The organism is Enterococcus sp. DJ147D b, assembly GCF_058216655.1.
In genome coordinates this window covers 782,674-808,381 of record NZ_CM177104.1, presented here as the reverse complement: position 1 = coordinate 808,381, position 25,708 = coordinate 782,674, and the positions used below count along the sequence as shown (strand labels likewise).

At 35.8% G+C, this 25,708-nt stretch carries 19 protein-coding genes and 1 tRNA gene; 7 read left to right on the top strand and 13 right to left on the bottom strand.

Annotated elements, in window-relative coordinates:
• Positions 1-127 precede the first annotated feature (127 nt).
• Together pfkA and dnaE are read right to left on the bottom strand one after the other, a co-directional pair.
• Positions 128-1,090 carry a 6-phosphofructokinase gene (gene pfkA, locus AC4BD1_RS03905; RefSeq protein ID WP_067484127.1) on the bottom strand — a complete coding sequence of 321 codons (963 nt, stop codon included), beginning with the start codon at positions 1,088-1,090 and terminating at the stop codon, positions 128-130.
• Positions 1,091-1,256: 166 nt separating this feature from the next.
• Complete coding sequence (dnaE, locus tag AC4BD1_RS03900) at positions 1,257-4,571, bottom strand: DNA polymerase III subunit alpha (protein ID WP_490485851.1); 3,315 nt, start codon at positions 4,569-4,571, stop codon at positions 1,257-1,259.
• A 118-nt stretch (positions 4,572-4,689) separates the two neighbouring features.
• Here dnaE and AC4BD1_RS03895 point away from each other — a divergent pair, with 118 nt between their 5' ends.
• Complete coding sequence (locus AC4BD1_RS03895) at positions 4,690-4,878, top strand: YjzD family protein (RefSeq protein ID WP_206898587.1); 189 nt, start codon at positions 4,690-4,692, stop codon at positions 4,876-4,878.
• A 63-nt stretch (positions 4,879-4,941) separates the two neighbouring features.
• Here the strand turns inward: AC4BD1_RS03895 and AC4BD1_RS03890 are convergent, their stop codons facing one another.
• Both AC4BD1_RS03890 and AC4BD1_RS03885 read right to left on the bottom strand, forming a co-directional pair.
• Positions 4,942-6,138, bottom strand: coding sequence for a multidrug efflux MFS transporter (locus AC4BD1_RS03890; protein WP_206907853.1), 1,197 nt, complete (start codon positions 6,136-6,138; stop codon positions 4,942-4,944).
• 222 nt (positions 6,139-6,360) lie between these two features.
• Positions 6,361-7,797, bottom strand: coding sequence for an NCS2 family permease (locus AC4BD1_RS03885; RefSeq protein ID WP_206907852.1), 1,437 nt, complete (start codon positions 7,795-7,797; stop codon positions 6,361-6,363).
• 276 nt (positions 7,798-8,073) lie between these two features.
• On the opposite strand from AC4BD1_RS03885, the gene AC4BD1_RS03880 reads away from it, so the two are divergent.
• The gene (locus tag AC4BD1_RS03880) at positions 8,074-8,883 is read left to right on the top strand and encodes a Cof-type HAD-IIB family hydrolase (protein WP_490485850.1); all 810 of its coding nucleotides are present in this window, start codon (positions 8,074-8,076) and stop codon (positions 8,881-8,883) included.
• Positions 8,884-9,127: 244 nt separating this feature from the next.
• Here the strand turns inward: AC4BD1_RS03880 and asnB are convergent, their stop codons facing one another.
• The 3 genes from asnB to AC4BD1_RS03865 all read right to left on the bottom strand — a co-directional run bounded on the left by asnB (position 9,128) and on the right by AC4BD1_RS03865 (position 12,222).
• On the bottom strand, positions 9,128-11,023 hold the full coding sequence (gene asnB / locus AC4BD1_RS03875) for an asparagine synthase (glutamine-hydrolyzing) (protein ID WP_206907848.1): 1,896 nt from the start codon (positions 11,021-11,023) through the stop codon (positions 9,128-9,130).
• A 416-nt stretch (positions 11,024-11,439) separates the two neighbouring features.
• Positions 11,440-11,527: transfer RNA gene (locus AC4BD1_RS03870), tRNA-Ser, on the bottom strand.
• 128 nt (positions 11,528-11,655) lie between these two features.
• Positions 11,656-12,222, bottom strand: a complete 567-nt coding sequence (locus tag AC4BD1_RS03865) for a TetR/AcrR family transcriptional regulator (RefSeq protein ID WP_206907847.1) — start codon at positions 12,220-12,222, stop codon at positions 11,656-11,658.
• Between the two features lie 480 nt (positions 12,223-12,702).
• Here AC4BD1_RS03865 and AC4BD1_RS03860 point away from each other — a divergent pair, with 480 nt between their 5' ends.
• Both AC4BD1_RS03860 and AC4BD1_RS03855 read left to right on the top strand, forming a co-directional pair.
• Complete coding sequence (locus AC4BD1_RS03860) at positions 12,703-13,299, top strand: TVP38/TMEM64 family protein (protein ID WP_206907845.1); 597 nt, start codon at positions 12,703-12,705, stop codon at positions 13,297-13,299.
• A 103-nt stretch (positions 13,300-13,402) separates the two neighbouring features.
• Positions 13,403-15,202 (top strand): glycerophosphoryl diester phosphodiesterase membrane domain-containing protein, encoded by a 1,800-nt coding sequence (locus tag AC4BD1_RS03855; RefSeq protein WP_206907843.1) that lies wholly within the window; start codon positions 13,403-13,405, stop codon positions 15,200-15,202.
• A 231-nt stretch (positions 15,203-15,433) separates the two neighbouring features.
• On the opposite strand, the gene AC4BD1_RS03850 is transcribed toward AC4BD1_RS03855, so the two are convergent.
• Positions 15,434-15,646 carry a hypothetical protein gene (locus AC4BD1_RS03850; protein ID WP_206909776.1) on the bottom strand — a complete coding sequence of 71 codons (213 nt, stop codon included), beginning with the start codon at positions 15,644-15,646 and terminating at the stop codon, positions 15,434-15,436.
• A gap of 501 nt (positions 15,647-16,147) precedes the next feature.
• On the opposite strand from AC4BD1_RS03850, the gene AC4BD1_RS03845 reads away from it, so the two are divergent.
• Positions 16,148-16,297, top strand: a complete 150-nt coding sequence (locus AC4BD1_RS03845) for a hypothetical protein (protein WP_169819341.1) — start codon at positions 16,148-16,150, stop codon at positions 16,295-16,297.
• Between the two features lie 169 nt (positions 16,298-16,466).
• On the opposite strand, the gene AC4BD1_RS03840 is transcribed toward AC4BD1_RS03845, so the two are convergent.
• Positions 16,467-17,813 carry a glucose-6-phosphate isomerase gene (locus AC4BD1_RS03840; RefSeq protein ID WP_206909777.1) on the bottom strand — a complete coding sequence of 449 codons (1,347 nt, stop codon included), beginning with the start codon at positions 17,811-17,813 and terminating at the stop codon, positions 16,467-16,469.
• Between the two features lie 109 nt (positions 17,814-17,922).
• A complete protein-coding gene (gdhA, locus tag AC4BD1_RS03835) occupies positions 17,923-19,272 on the bottom strand; it encodes an NADP-specific glutamate dehydrogenase (RefSeq protein ID WP_206909779.1) in 1,350 nt (449 codons plus the stop codon).
• A 68-nt stretch (positions 19,273-19,340) separates the two neighbouring features.
• On the opposite strand from gdhA, the gene AC4BD1_RS03830 reads away from it, so the two are divergent.
• Entirely contained in the window at positions 19,341-20,651 is a 1,311-nt protein-coding gene (locus AC4BD1_RS03830; protein ID WP_490486015.1) for a BaiN/RdsA family NAD(P)/FAD-dependent oxidoreductase, read from the top strand.
• Positions 20,652-20,740: 89 nt separating this feature from the next.
• Here the strand turns inward: AC4BD1_RS03830 and ybaK are convergent, their stop codons facing one another.
• From ybaK to AC4BD1_RS03815, 3 genes are read right to left on the bottom strand one after another with little or no spacing between them, the layout of a single operon-like run.
• Complete coding sequence (gene ybaK / locus AC4BD1_RS03825; protein WP_490485849.1) at positions 20,741-21,226, bottom strand: Cys-tRNA(Pro) deacylase; 486 nt, start codon at positions 21,224-21,226, stop codon at positions 20,741-20,743.
• A gap of 56 nt (positions 21,227-21,282) precedes the next feature.
• A complete protein-coding gene (aroD, locus tag AC4BD1_RS03820; RefSeq protein WP_490485848.1) occupies positions 21,283-22,035 on the bottom strand; it encodes a type I 3-dehydroquinate dehydratase in 753 nt (250 codons plus the stop codon).
• A gap of 17 nt (positions 22,036-22,052) precedes the next feature.
• A complete protein-coding gene (locus AC4BD1_RS03815) occupies positions 22,053-23,228 on the bottom strand; it encodes a class I SAM-dependent rRNA methyltransferase (protein WP_490485847.1) in 1,176 nt (391 codons plus the stop codon).
• Positions 23,229-23,464: 236 nt separating this feature from the next.
• Between AC4BD1_RS03815 and AC4BD1_RS03810 the strand changes: the two genes are divergently transcribed.
• Positions 23,465-25,594: an LTA synthase family protein gene (locus tag AC4BD1_RS03810; RefSeq protein ID WP_206909787.1), complete on the top strand. Its 2,130-nt coding sequence runs from the start codon at positions 23,465-23,467 to the stop codon at positions 25,592-25,594.
• Positions 25,595-25,708: the final 114 nt, after the last annotated feature.

Sequence of the window (25,708 nt, the reverse complement as noted above, 5' to 3'; positions counted from 1 at the left end):
TTACAAAACGCTCCCATTCAATTTTGTTTATTTAAAGCTTTACAGCTTAAATAGCTACTAATTATAGATAATTTAGTTGAGTCAAACAAAGTTTGCTCTACTCATTCCTTCTTTTGCTCAAATCACTTTAGAATGAAAGAGTATTATTTAATTCGTATAATGATAAGTCTGGTTTATGTTTGTTGTTTTCCAAAGTATCAATGATGTCAGAAGCAACGATTTCATTGTCGTGGATACCAACACATAGTCCGCCTTTACCTTGTTGTAATAATTCAACAGCATAAGCGCCAAATTTACTTGCTAACACACGGTCACGTGCGCTTGGTGCGCCCCCACGAACAACGTGTCCTAAGATAGATACGCGTGTATGGTAGTCACCGAATTCTGAAAGTTTTTCAGCAAATTCATTTCCGCCCATTACACCTTCAGCCAAGATGATCAAGCAATGTTTTTTACCACGATCGCGGCCTTCTTGGATTTTTTTAGCAACAGCAGCCATGTCAAAGTCATGTTCTGGAATGATGATTTCGTCAGCACCACCTGCAACACCTGACCATAGAGCGATATCGCCAGCGTTACGTCCCATCACTTCGATAACGAATGTACGAACGTGTGATGTAGCTGTGTCACGAATGCGGTCAATTGATTCAAGCACTGTATTGATTGCTGTATCAAAACCGATTGTGAAGTCTGTACCAGGAATATCATTATCAATTGTTCCAGGAATTCCCACTGCTGGGAAACCACGTTTAGTTAAAGCCATCGCTCCGTGATAAGAGCCATCGCCACCGATAACTACTAATCCTTCAATACCGAATTTTTTCAATTGTTCAATACCCTTTAATTGCCCTTCTTCTGTAGCAAATTCTGGGTAACGAGCAGAGTACAAGAAAGTACCACCGCGTTGGATTTTATCACCAACATCAGCAACGTCAAGACGACGAATATCTCCGGCAACTAATCCGGCAAATCCGTAGTTGATTCCATAAACTTCTAGACCTTCATAGATTCCTTTACGAACAACTGCGCGAATCGCTGCGTTCATTCCAGGTGCGTCTCCGCCACTGGTCAAAATTCCGATGCGTTTCATATAAACATTCACCTCATTAAAATACTTTATCCTAAGAAGACTTAGGCTATAACCGTTTGTTTGCAATAACCACGTCTAACATTCTAACATTATTTTTCTAACTTGTCTTGGTTAATAGCTAAAAAAATGAAAAAAAATGAAAGCACGTAGTATTTTTTACCGTAACTTATTTGAAAACAACATTTTCCTCCTGAAGTAAATAAGAAAGCTGCCCTTTTAGACTATTACTCCCATCTACCCAATTTTCCTCTGATAACACAATTTTCCGATGATTTTTTTCATAGTATAAAACAACTGGAATGTACCCAGGGTGTTTCTGAAAAATTGTTTTCAATTGACGCATTGTTTCATGGTCTTCTTGTTCTTCCGTAATTCTTAAATAACAAGTTTGATCTGGAAACTGTTTTTCAAATTCTTTGGCATCTGCAAATGTTTCACCGAGCAATTGTAATTCTTGGTTATAATGGCTTATTTCACTACGACCTTGTACAAATAATACTCGATTCATTTCAAAAAGATTTCTGAATTGACGATACAACTTGGGAAAAACGGTGACTGTTACTTCGCCTGAGCTATCTGTCCCTTCCACAAAAGCCATTCGTTCACCTTTTTTTGTCCGAATTTCACGAATACTTTTGATGTACAACAACAAACTGACCGTCTGCTGAGGCACGATTTCGGTAATCAATTGAACCCGTTTAGCTAAACGTAGTCGCTCATAGCCTTCCGTGGGGTGCCCAGATAAGTAAACACCTAGATATTCTTCTTCAAGGGCTAAACGTTCATCTAACGAATAATCTGCAACTTTTTCTTCTTTCAACGCCATGATTTCCATAAGATCCAAACTCCCACTACTATACTGAACATTTTGAATTTTTCCCTCTAAGTCAATCATGAGCTGCTTTCGATTTTTTTCTAGCTCATCAAATGCGCCGACCGCAACTAAAGGTTTTAGGATCTCTTCTTTAAGCCAACGCTTATCTATACGAATCAAAAATTCATCAACAGATGTGAACGAGCCCTTTGCCTTTCTTTCATTAATAATCTCTTCTACAAAGTCTCGTCGAACTCCTTTGATTGCTGTCAATCCAAAACGAATCATTTGTGAATCAACTAATTCAAACCCATAAGCACTTTGATTGATAGAAGGCGGACTTAATGTCAGCTTGTTCTTTCTCGCCTCAGCAAGGTATTCTTTTAACTTAGCAGTATTGTGCCGAACAGCATTCATCAAGCTAGTAAAGAACGCCCCTGGATAATGTGCTTTAAGATAAGCCATTTGGAATCCAACAAATGAATACGCAAATGCATGCGACCGATTAAATCCATAATTAGCAAAACGTTCAATATAATCATAAACTTCAATCGCCTTTTCTTTGGAGTAGCCCTGCGTCAGTGAACCAGCTACAAAATGTTCTCTTTCTCTATCAATAACTTCCTTTTTTTTCTTACTAATCGCACGACGCAAAATATCTGCTTGACCTAAAGAAAAACCAGCCATTGTTGAAGCAATTTGCATAATTTGTTCCTGATAAACAATGACCCCATAAGTATTTTCCAGAATTGGTTTTAATGTATCATCTGGATATTTGATAAGTTCTTTACCTTTTTTTCGTGCAATAAATGTATCAATATTTTGCATAGGTCCGGGGCGATACAAAGCATTTACAGCAGCGATGTCTTCGATATTTTCAGGTTCTAATCGCCGTAAAACATTTCGAATTCCTGCGGATTCAAATTGGAAAACGCCTGTTGTTTCACCTTTTTGAAATAAATGGAAAGTTTTTGCATCGTTCAGTGGTATCTGTTTAAGTTGAAGATCGATTTTTTCTACACGTTTGATTGATTTAAGCGCATAATCGATAATCGATAAATTTCGTAATCCTAAGAAATCCATCTTCAACAATCCGATTTCTTCTACAGCATTCATGGTGTATTGTGTTAAAAATGCTTCGTCTGATCCCTGCTGTAAAGGAACTAATTCCAACAGATTTCGGTCACTCAATACCACTCCTGCAGCATGTGTCGATATATGGCGTGGTAAGCCTTCTAAAATCATTGCTGTTTGAAACAGCAGTTGGTTTTTTTTATTTGCTTGTACTAATTCAACTAATTTATTTGAAGATTTGTAGGCTTGCGACAAAGTGATTTTCAACTGATTTGGAATCGCCTTCGACCACCGATTTGCCTCACTTTGTGAAACACCAAACACTCGGGCAACATCTCTTAGTACCATTTTAGCAGCCATTGTGCCAAAAGTTGCAATTTGTGCCATATGGTATTGTCCATATTTTTCGCGGACATAGTTCAAGACTTCTTCACGTTTATTATCAGGAATATCCAAATCGATATCAGGCATTGTATAACGTTCAGGATTTAAAAAACGTTCAAAAAGTAAATGATATTTCAAAGGATCCACATCTGTGATTGCTAAAACATAAGCAACTAATGAACCAGCTGCTGACCCCCGCCCCGCACCAGTAACGATTTTTTGTTTGTGAGCGAATGCCATCACATCCCATACAATTAAAAAGTAATCATCGAATCCCATTTGATGAATAATCGACAATTCATAGTCTAAACGTTCTTGATATTTTGGTGTCAAAGTTTTCACCCTTTTGGCTAATTGGCTTTGACATAATTGTTTCAGGTAAACTGCTGCGGATTCATTATTTGGAACTGGATAATGTGGTAATAGCTTTTGATGAAATTGAAACTCAAAGTTTATTGATTCAGCTAATTTTTGAGTGGTTTCAAGAACTTTGTGCATATGTCTCTCATTAAATTGCTGAATTCTCTTACTCTCTGATTCAAGAAAATTTTTATTTTCTAATTGACTAACTTCTACTAATTCCTCAGGTGAAATCTGTGTTCCTTCTTTAATATGCTTCATTGTTTCCAACGCAAACAAATCTTCCTGATGCAAACTTGCAATTGGATGCAACGCACATAGTTGTTCCTCTTCCGTTAGTAAAAAATCATACCATTCTTCAGAAGAGGAAGGGGTCTGGATAGTCACACCTCCATAAAAATCTTGTGAGTGAACTTTTTCTTTTAGCATTTGCCAATGACTTGCAAAAGTTTCTACCTCACCATAATCATTTGCAATAGAGTGATTATCCGGAACAACTAAAATCAAATGATCTGTTTTCGTCCACGTGTTTAGTTCGATAGTACCTTCAATCATCTTTTTGCTCGATACATTCATCAATTGTTGGTACCCAATCTTATCTTTTGCATAAACTAGCAGTCCGTAATCATTGTCTTCAAAAGTATACTCAAGATGTATGCCAATAATTGGTTTGATGCCCTCTTTGACACACTCTTGGTAAAATTCTGCAGCACCATACAAAACATCCTCATCCGTGATAGCTAAATAAGTGTAACCCAATTTTTTAGCCTCACGGACATATTCTTGGATGCGAATCGTGCTTTGTAATAAAGAATACGAAGTTCTCGTATACAGTTGTGGAAAAAACATCTTGCATTCCGCCTTTTTTTTCGTTAAAATTCACTATCGTTAGTACAATGAAGCATTGTACCTTGCTTTACATTCAAAAAAATTCTGTTAAAATTGGGATAGAAAAGAGGTGTTCTTCATGCGATATATTGTAACGTTATTTTGGTCTCTAGTTTTAGGACAAGTTGTCGGTTACATTGGTGGTGCCTTGACACAAGGAACTTACGATTTTACTTTGACAGCAATTCTGTCACTAGTTACTGGTATCATTATCATCTTAATCGGTGCAGTTGCTCCAACAAAAAAAGAAGCCTCATCGCACTCATAGTAAATCAAAACAGATTGGGAAAGCAAGTTTTCCCAATCTGTTTTTTTGTCTACAATTCTTTTTTTAAAATTTACTACGCAAAACCTTTCTAAAATTAAAAAGCGAAAGGCCGATATTGGATAAGACAAAACAACTCGTTACCACGAAAACTGCACTGTAACCAAACGAGTGGGCTACGGTCGAACCAAGCATTGGTCCTAAAACCTGCCCAAAGTTACTAAACATTTGATTGTAACTATACACTCGGCTTACACCCTCTTGAGGAGTGATTTTGCTAATCAACGTATTAATAGAAGGCATCAACGCCCCAGTCGAAAAGCCTAAAATAAAACGCAAGATACCTAGCTGTAGTGGTGTTTGAACGAACGCCATAGGGAGATAACAACAAAACGATAAAACCAACCCAGCAAGCAGCACCTTATGATTACCAATTCTATCGCCTAATTTTCCTAATTTAGGTGAAGATAACACCGCCGAAACCCCAGCAACTGAAACAATCAATCCACTAATAAAAAGAACATTGTTGATATCCCCACTTAATTGACGAATATACAATGTCAAAATCGGACTGATACTGGTTACACCAATTTGTAAAATCAACGTGGTGATAAATAGTCCTACTAAAATAGAGAAATGGTCCATTTTTGAAAAAATTTCTTTCGTGCTAACTAAATCTTTCTTCTCAACCGGATGAAAATCTTCTTTTACTAGAAAAATGGTTAATATCGTTGTTACCAAAAGTACAGCACCTGTGATAATAAACACATTTTCCATTCCAAACCATTGTGCCAATGCACCACCCATTGAAGGGCCAATCAAATTTCCTGCAATCGCTCCAGTCGAAAGTGTCCCTAATGCCCAACCGCTTTTTTCCTTTGGTGCTTGTGAGGCAATCATTGCTGTAGCATTTGGAATATACCCTGATAAAATTCCATTAAAGAAACGCATGATTAATAGCCAATACACATTCGGAACAAAAGCCAGTGAGCCCATGGTGATCGTCATTCCCGCTGCCGCTCGAACCATCATAATTTTTCGCCCTTTTCGATCTGCTAAATTCCCCCAAACTGGAGCAACGATTGCTGCCGCAAAAGCAGTAACTGAAATCGCTAATCCAGAAAATAATTCAATCTGATCTTTAGGCGTTCCTAGTTGTTCGACGTAAACAGGAATAAACGGCATGACTAAACTAATACTTGCACCAGTGAAAAAACAACCAATCCATGCAATAATTAAATTCTTTCTCCATTTAATCCCCATTCATCATCCCTCTTTCATCTTTCTTCATCATACCTATTTTTAAAGCAACAAGCAACGAATGTGAAAGTAAAAATAAAAAAAGACAAAAAATTCTGACTTTTATAACTTTAAGCGAAAGAAAAAGACAAAAAGTAACGTCAACAGACGCACCTTTTGTCTTGAAAATTTTAACAAACTAAACATCATTCCTATTAATTTGTTAATTTTTTTAATTAAATTTAATTAGATAGTAGCTAAAATAATAAAGTTCAAGATAAACAAAATATCAACCACCCACAAAGCAAGCGATACTTCTTTTGCTTGTCCTTTAACTACCTTAACGATTGTATACATAATAAAACCAGCAGCAATTCCATAAGAAATGCTATAGCAAAGTCCCATAAAAATTGAAGCAAAGAAAGCAGGTAAAGCTTCATCAAGATTTCCCCATTTGATATCCGCAAATGATGCCATCATCATCACGCCTACTAAAATCAAGGCAGAAGCTGTTGCTTGTGCAGGCACAATCGCGATCAACGGAGAAAATAAACTACTTAATGCAAACAAGATAGCGACAACTACTGATGTTAAACCAGTTCGTCCCCCTGCCCCAATTCCAGCAGCAGATTCAACATATGTTGTTGTATTTGATGTACCAAAAACTGCACCTACGGAAGTCGCAATTGCGTCAGCAAACAAAGCTTTATCCATTTTTGTTTTGAATCCTTTTCCGTCTTCTAACGCATCCTCATCTTCTTTTGAGAAAATGCCTGTACGACGTCCTGTTCCGATAAATGTACCAATCGTGTCAAATGTATCGGATAAACTAAATGCAATGATTGTCATTAAAACTTGTGGAAGTCTTGAACTATCACTGAATAAAGATTGCATTCCCTCTGCTCCAAAAGCAGCCCCAAAGGTTGTTCCTAATTCTTTAACTGAGTTTCCTAATGAATTAGCTTGCCAATCAATGGCTTGAAGATCGACTACACCCATTAATACACCTAAGATAGTTGTCACTACAATCCCAATCAACATTGCACCGCGAACATTTTTAACTACTAAAATTGCGGTAATAACTAACCCAATAACTGCTAATAAAATTGGTGCATTATTGAAATTTGCTAAAGCTGGAACAATTCCACCATTAATGGTTACATTTGTTGCTTTGCCACTTTCAACGACGGAACTCGTAATTGCTGATTGATCCGCACTGAAAGAAAGAAACCCAGCATTTTTAATACCAACATACGCAACGAAAATCCCAATCCCCCCACCAATGGCATGTTGTAAACTTTCTGGAATTGCATGAATAATCATTTTTCGAATTTTTGTTACTGTAATAAAAATATTGATCAAACCACAAATAAAGACCATTGCCAAAGCTTCCTGCCAAGAATAACCAAGACCGAATACTACAGTAAAAGTAAAGAAGGCATTCAAACCCATTCCTGGTGCTTGCGCATACGGAACATTCGCAAACAATCCCATGACTAACGTCCCGATAACTGAAGCGATAATCGTTGCCAAGAAAACTGCTTGAAATGGCATCCCTGAAGCTGATAAAATCGTTGGGTTAACAAAAAGAATGTAACTCATTGCAAAGAACGTCGTAACCCCCGCCATTATTTCTGTTGATACATTTGTTTTGTTTTCCTTCAATCCGAAAAACTTATCCATAAAAAATTCCACTCCCTGATTTTTTCTGATGAGGAAAGATAATAAATAAGACCAACGCATGATTTCCTCGAACAATTATTGATTATATAGTTGCTTCATTCGTTTTTCAACTAAAAATTTATATTTAATCATCAAAAAGAAAATAATGTTCGTGTTTTTCTCTGATTTTTTCAAAAAAGCTTGCTTTTCATTCTTTGGTTATTGATTTTGTCACTTGTTTATTACGTCAAATATGCTAGACTAAAACAAATATCAGCTGAGAAAGGACTATCGCCATTGAATAAAAAGCTAATTGCCATTGATTTAGATGGGACTACTCTGAATCAAGACTCTTTAATTACAACTAAAACTGAACAAACCTTAAAAAAAGCCATTGCAGCAGGTCACTATGTTAGTATCGCTACTGGCAGACCTTTTCGAATGAGTTATCAATTTTATCAACAGTTAGAATTAACAACCCCAATGGTTAACTTTAATGGGGCTCTTGTACACATTCCTAATCAACTTTGGAGTGGCGAAAAGGAATCACAAATCAACCGTGAGATTGCTTTTGAAATTGTCTCACAAAAAAAAGCATTGAATCTTGACTTCGTTGCTGCTGAAAATCGCGAAACATTTTTTATCGATAGCTTAGAATTTTTCGATGAAAAAATTTTTGCTTCTTCAAATCCAAGTGAAAAAAATCTGCTTTCCCCTCAAAACTTAATAACTAACCCGACTTCTCTATTAGTTCGTACAGAAAAACAATTTGCCGAGCAAGTATCAAATGAATTGACACGGCAATTCGGCAGTTATGTAGATGTCCGCACTTGGGGTGGCCCAACAGCCATTCTAGAAATTGTTTCTAAAGGAATCGAAAAAGCAAAGGGTGTTCATCAAGTAGCTAATTATCTGGATATCAAACAAGAAGATGTCATCGCGTTTGGCGATGAACACAATGATCTTGAATTATTAGAGTATGCTGGTTGGGGCGTTGCTATGGCAAATGGTACAGATCAGCTAAAAAGCATCGCTAATGATATTACGGAAAAAACAAACCAAGAAGATGGCTTAGCTGACCATTTAGAAAAATTACTTCAACTATAATTTGTATCTATTAGAATAGAAACAAAATAAAAAAGCCTAGGACAGTCAATGGAGCAATCTTCAAAAGCTAGACAAAAATCTAACTTTTGAAGATTACTACATTCAATGCCTTAGGTTTTTTTGTAATGAAAAACTAACTCATTTAGAATCAATTCAAGCACTTCAGCCATTGAAAAATAAGTTTTCCAATGGCTGAAGTGCTTTTTCATTTATAAATAGTAACTCTCGTTTGCTTCTATCCTTCTTAAACAGTTACATAATCAATTGCTTCTGCTTGAGGAATTGTTTCATCAATAAAGTAAACTTTATACCAAGTCAAGAAGCTAAAAATTGTCCAAATCTTACGTTGCTCTTCTTTGATTCCTTCATGATGATTGTCCAATAGTTCCATGATTTTATCTTGATCAAAGAATTCTTTTGCAAAGTCGGCTTCAAATAAAGCTTTCACTTCTTGGTAACCATGTTCTTCTTTTAACCAAGCTTTGATTGGCACAGGGAAACCTAATTTCACACGGTTTGACCATTCTTCTGGCAACTGTTTGTTTGCTGCTTGTCTGAAAATATCTTTCGTGTTGTTTTGGTTTAATAAATATTTACTTGGAATTTGTTGTGCTAATTTCATCACTTCGATATCCAATAATGGCACACGAACTTCCAAAGAACTTGCCATTGATAATTTGTCGGCTTTCAACAAAATATCTTTTGGCATCCATTGGTGCAGGTCAACATATTGCATTTTATTGACTTCATCTTTGATTCCATCCGTTTTTTCGTAATGGACAGCCATGATTTCATTCACAGATGGTGCATCTTGATAAGTCGCTGTCAATAAATCAGCGGCTTCCTTTTCCTCAAAAACACGTGCATGACCAATGAAATACTCTTTAGCTGGTGCAAGTGATTCATATAAATGAATACGTCCGTGGAAGTTTTTCATTTTACCAATTTTACGGCCTAAACTATAGCGTGTTCCTTTTGGTAATTTTTTCAATCCTTGTGCAATCACACGAATAAATTTTGAGTTTGTATGGAAACCATATGTTTGGTAACCCGCAAATAATTCATCCGCTCCTTCACCGGATTGAACCACACGAACACTTTGTGAAGCAAGATTAGCTAAAAAATACAAAGGAACACAAGAAGGGTTTGAATCTGGCTCATCCAAATGATATTGGATTAATGGGAATGCTTTGAATGACATATCTCCGTCGATAACCGCCGCAGTATTGTCTAAATCTAAAATCTCTGTTAATTTACGTGCTTCAATTGCCTCATTATACGTTTTATCATCAAAACCAATTGAAAATGAATGATCGGGTTTTAAAACAGAGGTTACGTAACTTGAGTCAACACCACTTGAAAGGAATGAGCCAACTTCAACATCACTGATTGTGTGTGCTTTAATTGAAGCTTTAACTGTTTCATCAATTTTGTCAATCCATTCTTGGCGAGAATGTGTACCTTTTGTTTCAAAATCAGCATCCCAATATTCTTGAATATCTAACTTGCCGTCTTTATAAGTAAAATAATGGCCTTCTGGTAAACGGTATACATCTTTAAAGAACGTTTCACCATTTAAAGGTGAATATTGGAAAGTCATATAAGGTTTCAATGCTTCCTTATTTAATTCTTTTTTGAAATCAGGATGTGGTAAGAAACTTTTGATTTCTGAACCAAACATGAATGTACCATTCATGTTTGCATAGTAATAAGGTTTGATTCCAAAGTGATCACGGGCACCGAAAAGTTCATTTTTTTCATTGTCCCAAATAGCGAAAGCAAACATTCCACGAATTTTTTGTAATAATTCTGTTCCCCATTCTTCATAACCATGAAGTAGGACTTCCGTGTCAGCATGTGTGCGAAAAACATGTCCTGCGGCAAGTAATTCTTCTCTTAATGGACGATAGTTATAAATCTCACCATTAAAGATAATGATCTTTGTTCCATCTTCATTATAAATAGGCTGTGTTCCGCCTTCTAAATCAATAATACTCAATCTTCTAAAGCCTAAAGCAACGTGTTTATCGACATACTCACCAGAACTATTTGGTCCACGGTGTACAATGCGATCCATCATCGCGTTTACAACTGCACTCTTGTTATCTTTGTCATTGACAAAACCGACAATCCCGCACATTTAACTTTCACATCCTAATATAAATTACTTTTTCATTTTTTATTTCATGCTTCTCATCTTAACACACTCGAAAAGTGCTGGCGAAAGGTTCTTCCCTAACAGTTTCGTCACATGAAAATAAGTCATGAAAACTTTTGCACATTTAATAAAAAGTTTTTCAATAACTAATTTAACATGTTTTCTTTGATGATGCTATCTTAATCGCTCATGTTAAAAGAAATTTTTACTCTTTCATTTGTTCTATTCTATTTTTTTAATTGCACGACAACTAAAAAGGATTTTTTTTATTTTTCTCTCATTTTTATTCTATTAAACCTGTATTTATTCACGATTATTTTTTGTTTAGTCGTTATGTGACAAAACAAAAAAAGATTGAGACATGAGCCTCAATCTTTTTGTTTATTCCAGTTTAATTAAGGAAGGTACAGGATTTGAACCTGCGCGCCGGTATTAGCCGGTTCGGCGGATTTCGAGTCCGCTGCATTACCACTCTGCCAACCTTCCGCGATTTCTATTTTTAATCTTTTCAACCGAAATGTCAAGCACCATTTTTTCAGGCCAATCTTTTCGTTTTAGGTCAAAAGAAAAAGGCCACACGCAGTCAGACACCCACGTTAGCCTTTTATAAATTTTTAGCGGATAACTTCTGGATTGTCTATGGACAGCACAGAGTCAATTGTTCTAGAAATCAAAGAAATGATTTGTTCTTCTGTTGGCTGCATAATGTTTGAGGACATCAATGAAGCTAATCCAGTCACGACTACCCAAGTACCCGTATGTAACGCATCTATATATTCGTCAGATAAATGACTATATTTCTCGTCTTTCTTTGCAGCTTCATAGAAATAATTATATGAAAAATCATGCATTTTTTTACCATCACCATGTTCATCGATATACAATGCCATGTACAAACTATGATGCTTTTTTGCAAAATTGATATAATTTAAACCTAAATCGATAATTTTGTCGCCAGTATGCTCGATAGGAAAAACTTCCTCTTTGAGTTGCTCAAAAATAGAATCTAAAAGTGTATTCTTTAAATCTTCCATATTCTTAAACTCTAAATAAATAGGTTGTGTCGAAATCCCCATCTTCTTTGCAATGTTACGAGCAGTAAATCCTTTGAAGCCTTCTTTAGCAACAACTTCGTATGCTGCTTTTAGAATTTGATCTTTAGTATAGACTTTTCTTCTCATAAAAACTCCCCCACTTTGTACTGCATATATGTTCTTTAATTGTAACCGATAACTAACCATTTTTGCAAACATTTTACTCATAATTGTTATATTTAAATCAAATGAAGATAAACTATTTAATCAAATTCTAATAGGTAAATGTTTCTTCATCAAATTATGCATTCCCTTTCATTTTTTAAGCATTCCATTTTTCCTTATTTTTTCACTCTTTTTTTGTCAGCTATGGTGAAAACATCGTTACTAATCCGATAAGGAAACTATCGTTATTTATATTTATTTTCAAAAAGAAATAATTACTAAAAAAATGCCCCGATAAAATTTAAATAAGTCTTTAGTAGGATGTAATTTCTTCACAAATCTTTTATACTTACTTCGAACTTACAAAACTGTTTGAGTAGTGTCATCTAAATAAGTAGCATATTTGCCACTTTATCGCGTATAGTAATCTTAGATTAAAAAACTTCAAGGAGATGATTCAAAATGAACGTTACAGCATCAAGAAAACTTATCAACTTTATTTCAATTATCGGTTTAGGCGTGTCGATCGCACTGACTGTTTACTTTATCAATCTTGGAGTCTTCAAAGACATCAATGCATTGAGAGGTCTTGTTGGCCAATCAGTTATTCTTGGACCCATTATTTTCATTTTGATTCAGATCCTACAAGTAGTCATTCCCATTATTCCCGGTGGTATCAGTACCGCAGCTGGTGTTCTGATTTTTGGTCCTTATGCTGGTTTTGTTTATAACTACGTTGGGATTTGTATTGGCTCGGTTATTATCTTCCTATTAGGTAGACGCTACGGAAAACCATTTATTTTGTCTTTAATCAGTGATAAAACATATAACAAATATATTGGTTGGTTGGATAACCAAAGCCGGTTCGAAAAACTTTTTGCGCTTGCAATTTTCTTGCCAGTCGCGCCCGATGACGCACTTTGCCTGATGGCTGGTTTAACAAACATTTCCGTAAAGAAATTTTCACTAATTATTTTCCTTGCTAAACCACTCTCTATTTTCTTATATAGTATGGCATTGATTTACGGTGGACAATACTTGACCAGTTTACTTGGGTAACAGGATGAAATAAATGAAGACATTCTGACACAGATTAGTGGTCTGACCTCTAACCTGTGTTTTTTTTCTTTTTAGGATACAATAGGATTAGTAGGTGATAAAAATGAATTATTTAAAACATAGTTTAGGGAATGCTTGGGATTTTCTCAAAGGAACACAAAATTATTTTCGTGATGTTCTACTAATGCACGGCTTCATTTTATTTATTTGTCTGCCGTTATTGAACAGTACAACTCGCTTTATTTTACATCGTGGTGCAATTGATTATTTATCTTATGACAATATCGCAACTATATTTTCTAAACATCCTGGTGTACTAGGTGCGCTTTGTTTAGTCTTGTTGCTGATTTTACTTTTAGTCTATTTTGAGTTCACTTTCTTATTAATCAGTGTTTACTTCATCAAGAAAAGAAAACCTGTTTCTTTAAAACAATTGCTTCGAATGACCATCTTACAACTAAAAAAAGTTCGTCCCGTTACGTTTCTCTTTTTCTTAGCTTATTTTCTACTGATTTTACCGTTAAGCGGATTGAGTTTTAATTCTGATTTACTATCAAAAGTCAAAATTCCTTCATTTATTATGGATTTTATTTTTGAAAATCGGCTCGTGATCGTTAGTTTATTCGTTTTAGTTTACCTTTTCTTAGCATATATCGGTATCCGGCTGATTTTTGCGTTACCAGAAATGATCTTGCGGGATCGACCATTTCGCGAATCAGTTCGAGAAAGTTGGCGACTTACGAAATCCCGTTTCTTTGCGATTCTAGGTCAATTTATTATTATCGGTGGTAGTATCTTACTGATTTCCTCACTAGGTTATCTGTTTATCATCATTTCACAGACAGCTGTTGAGAGTTTTTTACCTGATTATTCATTGATTAGTGCTGTTTTTGCAATGACACTATTACAATTGATACTTTTGTTTAATATAGTTATGTCAACTGTTGGAATATTTTACATTATTGTCGACTTCATGGATGATGAAGGTTTTTTACCAGAAATTCCTGAATGGTTCACTCCTGAGCCACCCTTACATCGACATTCTACCTTAAAGAATACTGGACTTATTCTTTTTTGTGTTTTCTTTGGTGTTGGCGTCTGTTTATATAATATGAACTACTTGACTTCTGCCGCACAAACTACACCTTTAACCATTTCTCACCGTGGTGTCAGCAATCAAAATGGTGTTCAAAACACCTTGCCTGCCTTAGAAAAGACGAGTCAAACTTATCATCCCGACTACGTTGAAATGGATGTTCAAGAAACAAAAGATGGTCAGTTCGTCGTTATGCATGATTTCAATTTGAAGAATTTGACTGGCCTCAATCAGATACCACAAAATTTAACTTTAGAAGAACTAGAAAAATTAACAGTTAAAGAAAATGGTCAAGAAGCACCGCTTGTTTCTTTTGATGATTATTTAGCAGCTGCTAAAAAAATCAATCAAAAATTACTGATTGAAATTAAAACGACGAAACATGACTCGAAAGATCTTGTTGAGCGTTTCACTAACAAATATCGCTCAGAGATTTTGGAACAACATCATATTTTACAGAGTTTGACTTACCAAACTGTCGAAGATTTGAAGAAAACTGAACCAAAATTTTACGTTGGCTATATTTTGCCTTTTAATATTGTGGGACCGCCGATTACTTCCGCAGACTTTTTAACAATGGAATATAGTACAATTAATCGAAACTTTATTTCATCTGCTCATGAGGATAATAAAAAAGTTTATGTTTGGACAGTCAATGACTCAGATGCAGTCAGTCGAATGATGTTTTATGGTGTAGATGGAATCATTACCGATCAGATGAGCATTTTAAATAAAGAAGTACAATCACTTGATGAGGAGATAACTTATTCTGATAAATTGCTTAACTTCGTACTAGGTGTTGGTTAATCAAGAGAATAATAAAAACAGCGATCGTTATATGTAACGATCGCTGTTTTTATTATTCTCTTTTCGCGTCTTTAACTGCCCGAAAGATGGCTAAAACTGCGGGAATTGCTGAGACAACTGCGAGAAAAATTCCTAGTTTTCCTGAATTTCTTTTCTTTGTCATAACATCTTCTCCCTCCTCTTTCCTTAAGTATAAAAAATTTTTTCAAATTTCTCAAAAGAAGCGATTCATTACGATACCATTTCAACTGGGGCATAAATATCATCCAGCTTAACTAACACACGATATTGTTTTTCATCAATAACAGAGTGGTCACATTGATCGTAGCTTTCAACTAAAACAACAGCTGTGTTGGTATAGGTATGTTCGATATAACCAACGATTTCGTTAGTTACACCAATAGGTTTGCATATGTAAGATTTTCCAACTTCGATATCTAACATCAAAATTCACTTCCTTAATTGTTATTTGTTTTATTTATAATAACAGAAAATCGCCTCGGTGAAAACGTTTTATTTTATTTTTTTGTATTTTTTTCTTTAAAAAATCAGGAATTGACCAAATAAAAAGTTATCTCACTTTTTATTTAATATCACTTAAGCTTCCAATTTTCCCCTTACGTAAGAAAGGTGACAAAACTGTTCTTTTTTCGTTGCTTCTTGTTCGTGTAGTTTTTCCAGTTTTTTCATATACTGAGTAAAAGGAGGGATAACCATGGTTCTTATTCAAGCAGTAATCTTTATTACTTTAACAATTGGTCTACTCATTGGATTAACAGAAGATCGTTGATTTCTTTTGTTTTAAATAAAACATTCATTTATGGATGCCTCTTAATTGCAAGAAAAATAAGATGGTGCTACACTACAGTTGTGTTCGAGATTTTACAGAGAATTTAACTGAAAATTTCTTGAATTCATTTCAACAATGGAAAGGAGGAACTAAACATGACTTTTAACAAAACAAATATGACTTATCGCGTAGCTTTCGACACTTCAACCAATCGTTTTATGGCAATTGACGCAAAAAATGAACATAATGTCGCTTTTGGTATTACAATCGAACAAGCTGTCCGAGCATTACATGAATCTAATTAAGGAGCTGGCCACCCCACATGACATCTAAATCATTCTCGGAAAAAAACTAAAAGAGGTTTGTACGTCTTAGACGATGCAAACCTCTTTTTATTTTGCTATACAAAATTGTTTTGCTTTACTAAAAAAGAAGCTGTGACATAAGCCACAACTTCTCCCATTCATTACACTATTATAGACGTTCGTTCAATTCTTTTGCTAAGTCTTCAAAGCCTGGTTTGCCTAGTAGGGCGAACATGTTTTTCTTATAGGCTTCTACACCTGGTTGGTCAAATGGATTAATTCCGTTCAAGTAACCAGAAATTCCGACAGCAATTTCAAAGAAATACATTGTATAACCTAAAGTATAAGCATCCATTTCTGGAATTTTAACTAGTAAGTTTGGCACATCGCCATCTGTATGTGCTAATAATGTTCCTTCAAAAGCTTTTGTGTTAACAAAGTCAACTTCTTTTCCTTGTAAGTAACCTAAACCATCTAAGTCAGCTTCTTGTTCAGGAATAGTGATTGATTTGCGAGGTTTTTCCACTTTAACGATTGTTTCAAAGATATTGCGACGACCTTCTTGGATATATTGACCCAATGAATGTAAGTCAGTAGAGAAGTTTGCACTTGAAGGATAGATTCCTTTTTGGTCTTTACCTTCAGATTCGCCAAATAATTGTTTCCACCATTCTGAGAAATATTGCATTCCTGGTTCATAGTTGATCAACAATTCTGTTACTTTGCCTTTACGGTAAAGAATGTTACGCATTGCTGCATATTGGTAAGCTTCGTTTTCTTCTAGCTTATCACTTGCATATTCTTTACTTGCGTCAGCCGCACCTTGCATCAAGGCATCAATATCTGCTCCGCTAACCGCAATTGGTAATAGACCAACAGCAGTTAATACAGAAAAACGTCCGCCAATATCATCAGGAATAACAAATGATTCCCAACCTTCAGCATCTGCTTCAACTTTTACAGCACCGCGTGCTTTATCAGTTGTTGCATAAATACGTTTGTTTGCTTCTGCTTGACCATATTTTTTCACTAATAATTCTTTGAACACACGGAAAGCAATGGCTGGTTCTGTTGTTGTTCCAGATTTAGAAATAACGTTCACAGAAAAATCACGATCACCAATTACTTCGATCAAGTCAGCTAAGTATGTTGAGCTGATTGAATTTCCTGCATAAAAGATTTGTGGTGCTTTACGTTCGTTGCCGTCTAATAAGTTGTAGAAAGTGTGGTTCAAGAAATCAATTGCAGCACGTGCCCCTAAATATGAACCACCAATACCGATTACTACTAATACTTCTGAATCAGATTGGATTTTTTTAGCTGCTTCTTTGATACGTGCAAATTCTTCTTTATCATAATTTGTAGGTAAATCGATCCAGCCTAAGAAATCGCTGCCTGCACCTGTACCTTCACGTAATAATTTGTCAGCTGCTGTTACTTGACTTTGCATGTAACCTAATTCATATTCGTTGACAAACGGTGCTACTTTTGAATAGTCAAAATGAATGTGTGCCATTTGTTCTCCTCCTTAATAGTTTACTATACAGGTATACTTTACGTTTTTTTTACTTTTTTTTCAAGCAAATATCCACGAACCTTTCAATATTTCCAAGAAAATTTTACATTTAGACCAATCCTTGTGCAGACATTGCTTTCGCAACCTTTGCAAAACCGGCAATGTTCGCACCAAGTAATAGATTTTTTTCTTCATTATATTCAGCAGCAGTTTGACGACATGTTTCATAAATTGTTTGCATGATTTCATCTAATTGTTGATCTACTTGCTCACTTTCCCACGTTAAACGTTGAGAGTTCTGGCTCATTTCTAAAGCAGATACTGCGACTCCTCCCGCATTTGCAGCTTTCCCTGGACAATACCAGACTCCTGCATCATGAAAAGTGGAGACAGCTTCAACTGTTGCTGGCATATTCGCACCTTCTGCTACAATTTGCACACCATTTTTCACTAAGATTTCAGCTAGTTCACCTGTGATCTCATTTTGGGTGGCACATGGTAAAGCAATTTCACATGCTTCTTCTAAGGACCATACCGATTTTCCTTCATGATACACAGCAGATGTTTTTTTAGCTGCATATGCAGTTAAACGTTGACGATTTTTTTCTTTTACTTCTTTCAATAAATCTAAGTCAATACCTGTTGGATCATAAATAAACCCACTCGAATCAGAACAAGTCACTACTTTTGCACCAAGCGCTTGTGCTTTTTCAATTGCATAAATCGCAACATTTCCACTACCAGATACAAAAACTGTTTTATCTGTAAAAGAATCCTGTTCTTGAGCCAACAAGTGTTTTACAAAATAAACTAATCCATAGCCCGTTGCTTCTGTACGAACTTTGCTTCCCCAAAAATTCAAAGGTTTTCCAGTTAACACACCTGCATCATATTGTTTGATTCGTTTATATGCACCAAACAAATAACCAATTTCTCTTCCACCAACGCCAATATCGCCAGCAGGAACATCTAATGAAGGACCAATGTGTTTGGAAAGTTCAAGCATAAAACTTTGACAAAAACGCATGATTTCGGCATCTGATTTTCCTTTAGGGTCGAAATCACTCCCCCCTTTTCCGCCACCAATTGGAAGCCCAGTCAAACTATTTTTAAAAATTTGTTCAAAAGCCAGAAATTTCAAAATACTCAGGTTCACGCTTGGATGAAATCTTAGACCACCTTTATATGGACCTAAGGCTGAATTGTATTGAATTCGATATCCACGGTTTACGCGCCAATTTCCTTGATCATCTTGCCAAGGTACTCGAAATTGAATGATTCGTTCAGGTTCTACTAGAATTCCTAAAATATTTTGTTCGATGTATTCAGGATGGTTTTCTAAAAAATGCGTAACTGTTGGAAGTACTTCATCAATTGCCTGTAAAAATTCGACTTCGCCACGATCTTGTTGATGTAATTTCTCTTGAATCGTTTGGACATATTTTTTTGCATTTGTCATTGTGTCACACTCCTTCGATTAGCTAGTTTTTATTTTAGCTTATTTTTGGCCGCCACTCAAAAATTTTTCTGCGTTTATTTTCGAAATATGCTACACTCACTTGTGAGGTGAAGCGAATGGAAACGAACTACGATGTAATCGTTGTTGGCGCTGGTACCAGTGGAATGATGGCAGCTATTAGTGCCGCAGAACAAGGTGCCAAAGTGCTATTAGTTGAAAAAAATAAAAAAGCTGGAAAAAAATTGCTAATGACTGGCGGTGGGCGTTGCAACGTCACAAACAATCGACCAGTAGAAGATTTAATCGCACATATCCCCGGCAATGGAAAATTTTTATATAGTACTTTTTCACAATTTGATAACTTTGATATTATGAATTTTTTTGAAACACAGGGTGTACATTTAAAAGAAGAAGATCATGGCCGAATGTTTCCTGTTACAAATAAATCAAAAACAATCATCGAAGCATTGATTACGCGTTTAAATGAACTTCGTGTTACGCTAGTTTTTGGTACAAAAGTTGAAAAACTGGTGCACAATAATGGACAAATCTATGGTATTCGAACAGAATTTGAAGAATTTCAAGCCCCTTGTGTGATTTTAACAACTGGTGGACGAACTTATCCATCAACCGGCTCAACTGGGGATGGCTACAAAATGGTAAAAAAAGTTGGCCATACCATCACGTCTTTATACGCGACTGAATCCCCTTTGATTTCCGAAGAACCTTTTATCCAAGAAAAAACCTTACAAGGATTATCTTTGCAAGATATTTCTTTAAGTGTCTTGAATAAAAAAGGACGAGTAATTACTGAACACATCATGGATTTACTTTTCACACACTTTGGTATTTCGGGGCCTGCTGCCTTACGTTGCTCAAGTTTTATCAATCAGGAATTAAAGAAAACGGGCGAACCAGTTGTTATTTCTCTAGATTGTTTCCCAACTCGATCCAATCATGATTTGATCCAAGAACTAACCGCTAAAAGTCATCAATCAAAAAAAACATTGGTCAATGCTTGGCATGGCTTTTTACCCGAACGATTACTGACTTTTTATTTAAATCACCTAAATATGGAACAACAGATTGGCCAACAGACAACGGAAAAACAGATTCAAGACTTTGTCCAATTGTGTAAAGAATTTCATCTTTTGATAAACAAAACTTTTCCGATAGAAAAATCTTTTGTAACCGGCGGTGGTGTTGCGTTGAAAGAAATTAATCCTAAGACCTTAGAAAGTAAACTGGTAACTGGATTATATTTTGCAGGTGAATTACTGGATGTTAACGGCTATACTGGTGGCTTCAATATCACAGCGGCTTTTGCTACTGGTCATGTTTCTGGCATGAACGCTGGTCAACAAGCACAATCCATGTAAAGTATTACTAATCTAATGAAAGTATAATTGGTGGCGCATAAAATAATCCCCTTCAAGTTAAATGAAACACTAACTTGAAGGGGATTATTTTATGCTTTGATGTCGACAAATTTTCCATTTGTCAATTGGCAAATGGCTTGTGGGGCTAACTCCATTTGTAAGCCTCGTTTGCCAGCGGAAATAATGATTTGTTCATAGTTTTCCGCAATTTGATCGAGATAAGTTGGAAATAATTTTTTCATTCCGATTGGTGAACAACCGCCACGAATATAACCAGTAGTTGCTTCTAAATCACGTAAATGAAGCATTTCTACTTTTTTATTTCCAGAAACTTTTGCTAGCTTTTTCAAATCCACCTCATTTTCTCCCGGAATGACCACGACTAGCGGACCGGTTACATTTCCTACAGCCACCAATGTTTTAAAAATTCGTTGTTCACTCCCAGGAATCTGATCAAAAATCGCTGTTGCACCTAAATGATTTTCATCCCATTCATATTCGTGTTCCGTATACGCGATTTTTTTTTGCTCTACGAGTCGAATTGCATTTGTTTTTACTTGTTTTTTCTTTGCCATATTTCCACCTCATTGCAACTAGCTTGATAAATTCAAAGTACCGTTAGTTACTATGATCACTCAGCTAAACTCTTAATTATTTGTTGTAGTTCTTTCACAGGTATTTGTCCTGGTGCCGAAGCAGTTTCCTTCGAAGTTGCCCCAAAAGTAACTGCTGAACCCGTTAAACATCCTGCTACTCTTGATAACTTACCCATTTCTCCCATTGACACAGTAATCAATGGGATTGAAACAAAGGCACTTGCTCGTTTAGTCAATTCAAGCAAGCGAAAAACATCTTGTTCTGTTTGTGGCATCATCGCTAACTTTCCGATGCTAGCGCCAAAATGTTCCATCATATTTAAGCGATAAAGCAAGACCGGATCGGCTGGTGTCTCTTCAAATTCATGATTGCTGATGATGATTGGAATGTGATGATCTTTGATGCGTTCAATCATCCCACGTCCTAAGCTTTCAATCTGAAACAATTCAATGTCTACCATATCGACCAACTTTTCAGTCACCACTGTTTCGTACAAATCATGATATTCTCTAATCGATAAATCTCGTTTTCCGCCCTCAGCTAGCGTTCGAAATGTAAAAAGTAACGGTAATCCTTGAAGTTCATGTTGAAGAAGGACTAGTGTTTCTAGAACCTTTTCTAATTGCAAGATTTCTTGATAAAAATCGACACGCCATTCTACTAAGTCAGCGCCTGCTTCACGCGCGAGACGTGCTTCACTTAAGATTTCTTCCTGGGTTACGCCAGTTAATGGCGTACAAACTTTTGGTCGACCAGTCCCGATTTGCAAATTTTTCACTTGGATCATCCGTAACGACTCCCTTCTTACATTTGATTGATTTTATAAACAAATACCTTTAAATAATCTCCTTCTGGAAAAGTGTTTGTTGTTTGAAAATCATTTGGTAGGCGATACAGCCCGATTTGCTGATAGGAGACACCTTTTGCAATGAACTCATCTTCAATCATTTTTTGAAATTGTTGAATCGTAACGTTCGCCGCATTTGTTGAGGCAATTAGCACTCCTTCATCTGCTAAAATTTCCAGACTATCTTTGACTAATTCACCATAATTTTTTGCCACCCGGAAAACTTTCTTTTTGTTACGGGCAAAACTTGGTGGATCCAAAACAATAACATCATAAGTTAATTGTTTACGACTCGCATACTTAAAGTACTCAAAAACATCCATAACAATGATTTTTTGTTGTTCAAGATCTAAACCATTGACTTCAAATTGTTCCTGCGTTTTTTTTAAGCTTCTTTTAGCAAGATCTACACTGGTTGTTTCAACAGAACCACCCATCGCAGCTGCAACTGAGAAGGCACCTGTATAGCTAAACATGTTTAGCACCGATTTTCCTAGCGCCAACCCATCGACCAATGCTCCGCGTACTTCCTTCTGATCTAAAAAGATACCCGTCATCAAGCCTTCATTTAAATAGGTTGCAAACTGAACACCATTTTCTTTTACAATCAAAGGTTCTGGTGCTTCTTTTCCATAAATAAACTGACTTTCTGGCAAATCTTTCGTATCAAAACGAATTTTTTCATAAGCACCTAAAATTTCTGGATAGGTCTTTTTAAATGCTTCAATCAATCCCTTTCGATGAAGATACAGCGTTTGGTTATACCAAGAAAAGACAGCAAACTGGGCATAATAATCAATGATCAAACCACCAATTCCATCTCCTTCACCATTGAACAAACGAAAGGCATTTGTTAAGTCATCACTAAAATAAGTTGAGCGTTTTGCTTTAGCTGCTGCAAATTTTTTCTCAAAAAAAGCCGTATCAAATGGTTCGTCCACTCGGCTTAATACCCAACCAATTCCTTTATTTTGCTTTCCTAAATAACCTTTTGCCACAAATTTATTTTGTTGATCTACTAAGTCGATCCATTCGGTCGTATCCATTTGCGTATCGACTAAATCTTCTTTTTGAATGAGCGGGTAACCCTTTCTGAATTGGGCGCTTGCTCGTTTTTTTACTTTTATTTTCATTCATTCACCTGCTTTTACTTTCTCACCTTTCAGTATAACAAAAATCAAACGGCTTGTCTTAAGCCACAAACCTCTAAGAAAGCTTAAAGAATCCCTTAACCAACTGCCATAAATCACTGGTTAGAATTGACACTAAAATCTCCGACTAGTAAAATAGGTTAGAATACGTAAGTTGTGTATTATGGGTTTTATGACACTCTTATTCTTATTTTTTGAGTGTAGAAAGGAAGGTTACTTTGAAACGTATAAAAACGCCCGCTTTTTTAAATAAGCGGCTCGGATTTTTTTCTTTGTTAGCTGTTTTAGTCTGGCTAAAAACAATTTTCGCTTATTTGATTGATTTCAATTTAGGGATTGAAAGTGGAGTGCAATACTTCATCCTATTTATCAATCCAATTGCGACTACTTTATTATTACTTGGAATTGCTTTGTATGTAAGACGAGCAAAAGCTTCGTACATCACGATGATGGTGATTTTTTTCTTACTCACTTTGTGGGTGTTTTCAAATGTCACTTACTATCGTGAATTTACAGACTTTATTACCATCAATACTATTTTAGGCGCTGGAAAAGTTGCTAGTGGTTTGGGCGAAAGTGCCATCCGTTTGTTCCGCCCTTACGATTTATTGTATTGGATAGACTTTATTATCTTAACGGTTTTATTAGTCACTAAAAAAATAAAAATGGATGACCGTCCTATTCGGGCACGTATGGCATTTGCGATTTCCACATTAGCGGTTATGATTTTTTCTGGAAATCTTTTCTTGGCTGAAGCCGATCGTCCTGAACTTTTGACTCGAACATTCTCCCGTGATTATTTAGTTAAGTATCTTGGTCTTAATGCTTTTATGGCTTATGATGGTTTTCAAACGTATCAAACAAACCAAGTTCGTGCTGAAGCAAGCCCTAATGATATGAAGGAAGTTGAGAACTACGTTAAGGAACACTATGCTGAACCAAACGACGAAATGTTTGGTGTGGCAAAAGGCAGAAATGTTATCTATATTCATTTGGAAAGCTTCCAACAATTTTTGATTGATTATAAATTAAAAGATGAAACAGGCGCCGAACACGAGGTAACACCATTCCTTAATAGTTTGTTCCATAGTAACAGTACCTATAGTTTTGATAACTTTTTCCATCAAGTCAAGGCCGGAAAAACAAGTGATGCTGAAACCCTTATGGAAAATTCTCTGTTTGGGTTAAACCAAGGATCACTCTTTACGCAACTGGGTGGGAAAAATACTTTCCAAGCTGCACCTGATATCTTAAGTCAAACCCAAGGTTATACTAGTGCTGTTTTCCACGGAAACTCTGGTACTTTTTGGAACAGAAATGAGACTTATAAAAATCTTGGTTATGATTATTTCTTTGATTCATCTTATTACGATGTAACCGATGAAAACTCATTCCAATACGGTTTGCATGACAAGCCATTTTTTGACCAATCCGTTCAATATTTAGAACATTTACAACAACCATTTTATTCAAAATTCATTGCGGTCTCAAACCACTATCCTTATTCAAAATTTACGAATGAAGAAGCGGGATTCCCAATGGCAGCAACCAGTGATGAAACAATTAATGGCTACTTCGCAACTGCCAATTATCTTGACACAGCAGTCGAAGAATTCTTTAATTATTTGAAATCAAGTGGGTTATATGATAACTCTGTCATCGTTTTGTATGGTGACCACTATGGCGTTTCAAATTCGAGAAACAAAACTTTAGCAGAACTACTTGGAAAATCAAGTGATACTTGGTCAAACTTTGATAATGCACAAATGCAACGCGTCCCTTATATGATTCATGTTCCTGGACAAACAAACGGTGGGATCAATCATACTTATGGTGGACAAGTTGATGCGTTGCCAACATTACTTCATTTACTAGGTGTAGATACCAAAGATTATATTCAACTTGGACAAGATCTATTCTCTAAAGATCATGACCAAGTGGTAAGCTTCCGTGATGGTGACTTCGTTACACCAACTTACACTTACTACAGTGGTACGATTTATGACAACGCAACAGGTGAAGCTATTACCGATCCTTCTCCTGAAATTCAAGCAAAAATCGATGCATGGAAAGTTGAAGTTTCAAAACAATTGGCTGTTTCTGATCAAATCAATAACGGTGATTTACTTCGTTTCTATACCAATAGCAATCTTGATCCAATTGACGCTGCCAACTATGATTACAAAAATGGCTTAGAAAAAATGACTGCGATTGAGAAAAAACTAGGTGATAAATCAACCAGCGTATTTAGTCAAAACGGTAATAAATCAACAACTGATCTTTATGAAACAAAAACATACCAAGAAATAAATGGTACACCAACAACTGATACTTCTTCCAAAGAATAAACAATCCAAAAAGCGTGAGAAATTGAATTCTCACGCTTTTTTGTCTTTTCACTTAACAGCTTCTCCCTGCTTTGAAAAATAACTCGTAATTTCTCAAAAAGAATTTCATACTTT

Excerpts from the sequence above, each read along its gene's own strand:
- pfkA (WP_067484127.1), bottom strand. The coding sequence starts at position 1,090 with ATGAAACGCATCGGAATTTTGACCAGTGGCGGAGACGCACCTGGAATG.
- dnaE (WP_490485851.1), bottom strand. The coding sequence starts at position 4,571 with ATGTTTTTTCCACAACTGTATACGAGAACTTCGTATTCTTTATTACAA.
- AC4BD1_RS03895 (WP_206898587.1), top strand. The coding sequence starts at position 4,690 with ATGCGATATATTGTAACGTTATTTTGGTCTCTAGTTTTAGGACAAGTT.
- AC4BD1_RS03890 (WP_206907853.1), bottom strand. The coding sequence starts at position 6,138 with ATGGGGATTAAATGGAGAAAGAATTTAATTATTGCATGGATTGGTTGT.
- AC4BD1_RS03885 (WP_206907852.1), bottom strand. The coding sequence starts at position 7,797 with ATGGATAAGTTTTTCGGATTGAAGGAAAACAAAACAAATGTATCAACA.
- asnB (WP_206907848.1), bottom strand. The coding sequence starts at position 11,023 with ATGTGCGGGATTGTCGGTTTTGTCAATGACAAAGATAACAAGAGTGCA.
- AC4BD1_RS03865 (WP_206907847.1), bottom strand. The coding sequence starts at position 12,222 with ATGAGAAGAAAAGTCTATACTAAAGATCAAATTCTAAAAGCAGCATAC.
- AC4BD1_RS03860 (WP_206907845.1), top strand. The coding sequence starts at position 12,703 with ATGAACGTTACAGCATCAAGAAAACTTATCAACTTTATTTCAATTATC.
- AC4BD1_RS03855 (WP_206907843.1), top strand. The coding sequence starts at position 13,403 with ATGAATTATTTAAAACATAGTTTAGGGAATGCTTGGGATTTTCTCAAA.
- AC4BD1_RS03850 (WP_206909776.1), bottom strand. The coding sequence starts at position 15,646 with ATGTTAGATATCGAAGTTGGAAAATCTTACATATGCAAACCTATTGGT.
- AC4BD1_RS03845 (WP_169819341.1), top strand. The coding sequence starts at position 16,148 with ATGACTTTTAACAAAACAAATATGACTTATCGCGTAGCTTTCGACACT.
- AC4BD1_RS03840 (WP_206909777.1), bottom strand. The coding sequence starts at position 17,813 with ATGGCACACATTCATTTTGACTATTCAAAAGTAGCACCGTTTGTCAAC.
- gdhA (WP_206909779.1), bottom strand. The coding sequence starts at position 19,272 with ATGACAAATGCAAAAAAATATGTCCAAACGATTCAAGAGAAATTACAT.
- ybaK (WP_490485849.1), bottom strand. The coding sequence starts at position 21,226 with ATGGCAAAGAAAAAACAAGTAAAAACAAATGCAATTCGACTCGTAGAG.
- aroD (WP_490485848.1), bottom strand. The coding sequence starts at position 22,035 with ATGATCCAAGTGAAAAATTTGCAAATCGGGACTGGTCGACCAAAAGTT.
- AC4BD1_RS03815 (WP_490485847.1), bottom strand. The coding sequence starts at position 23,228 with ATGAAAATAAAAGTAAAAAAACGAGCAAGCGCCCAATTCAGAAAGGGT.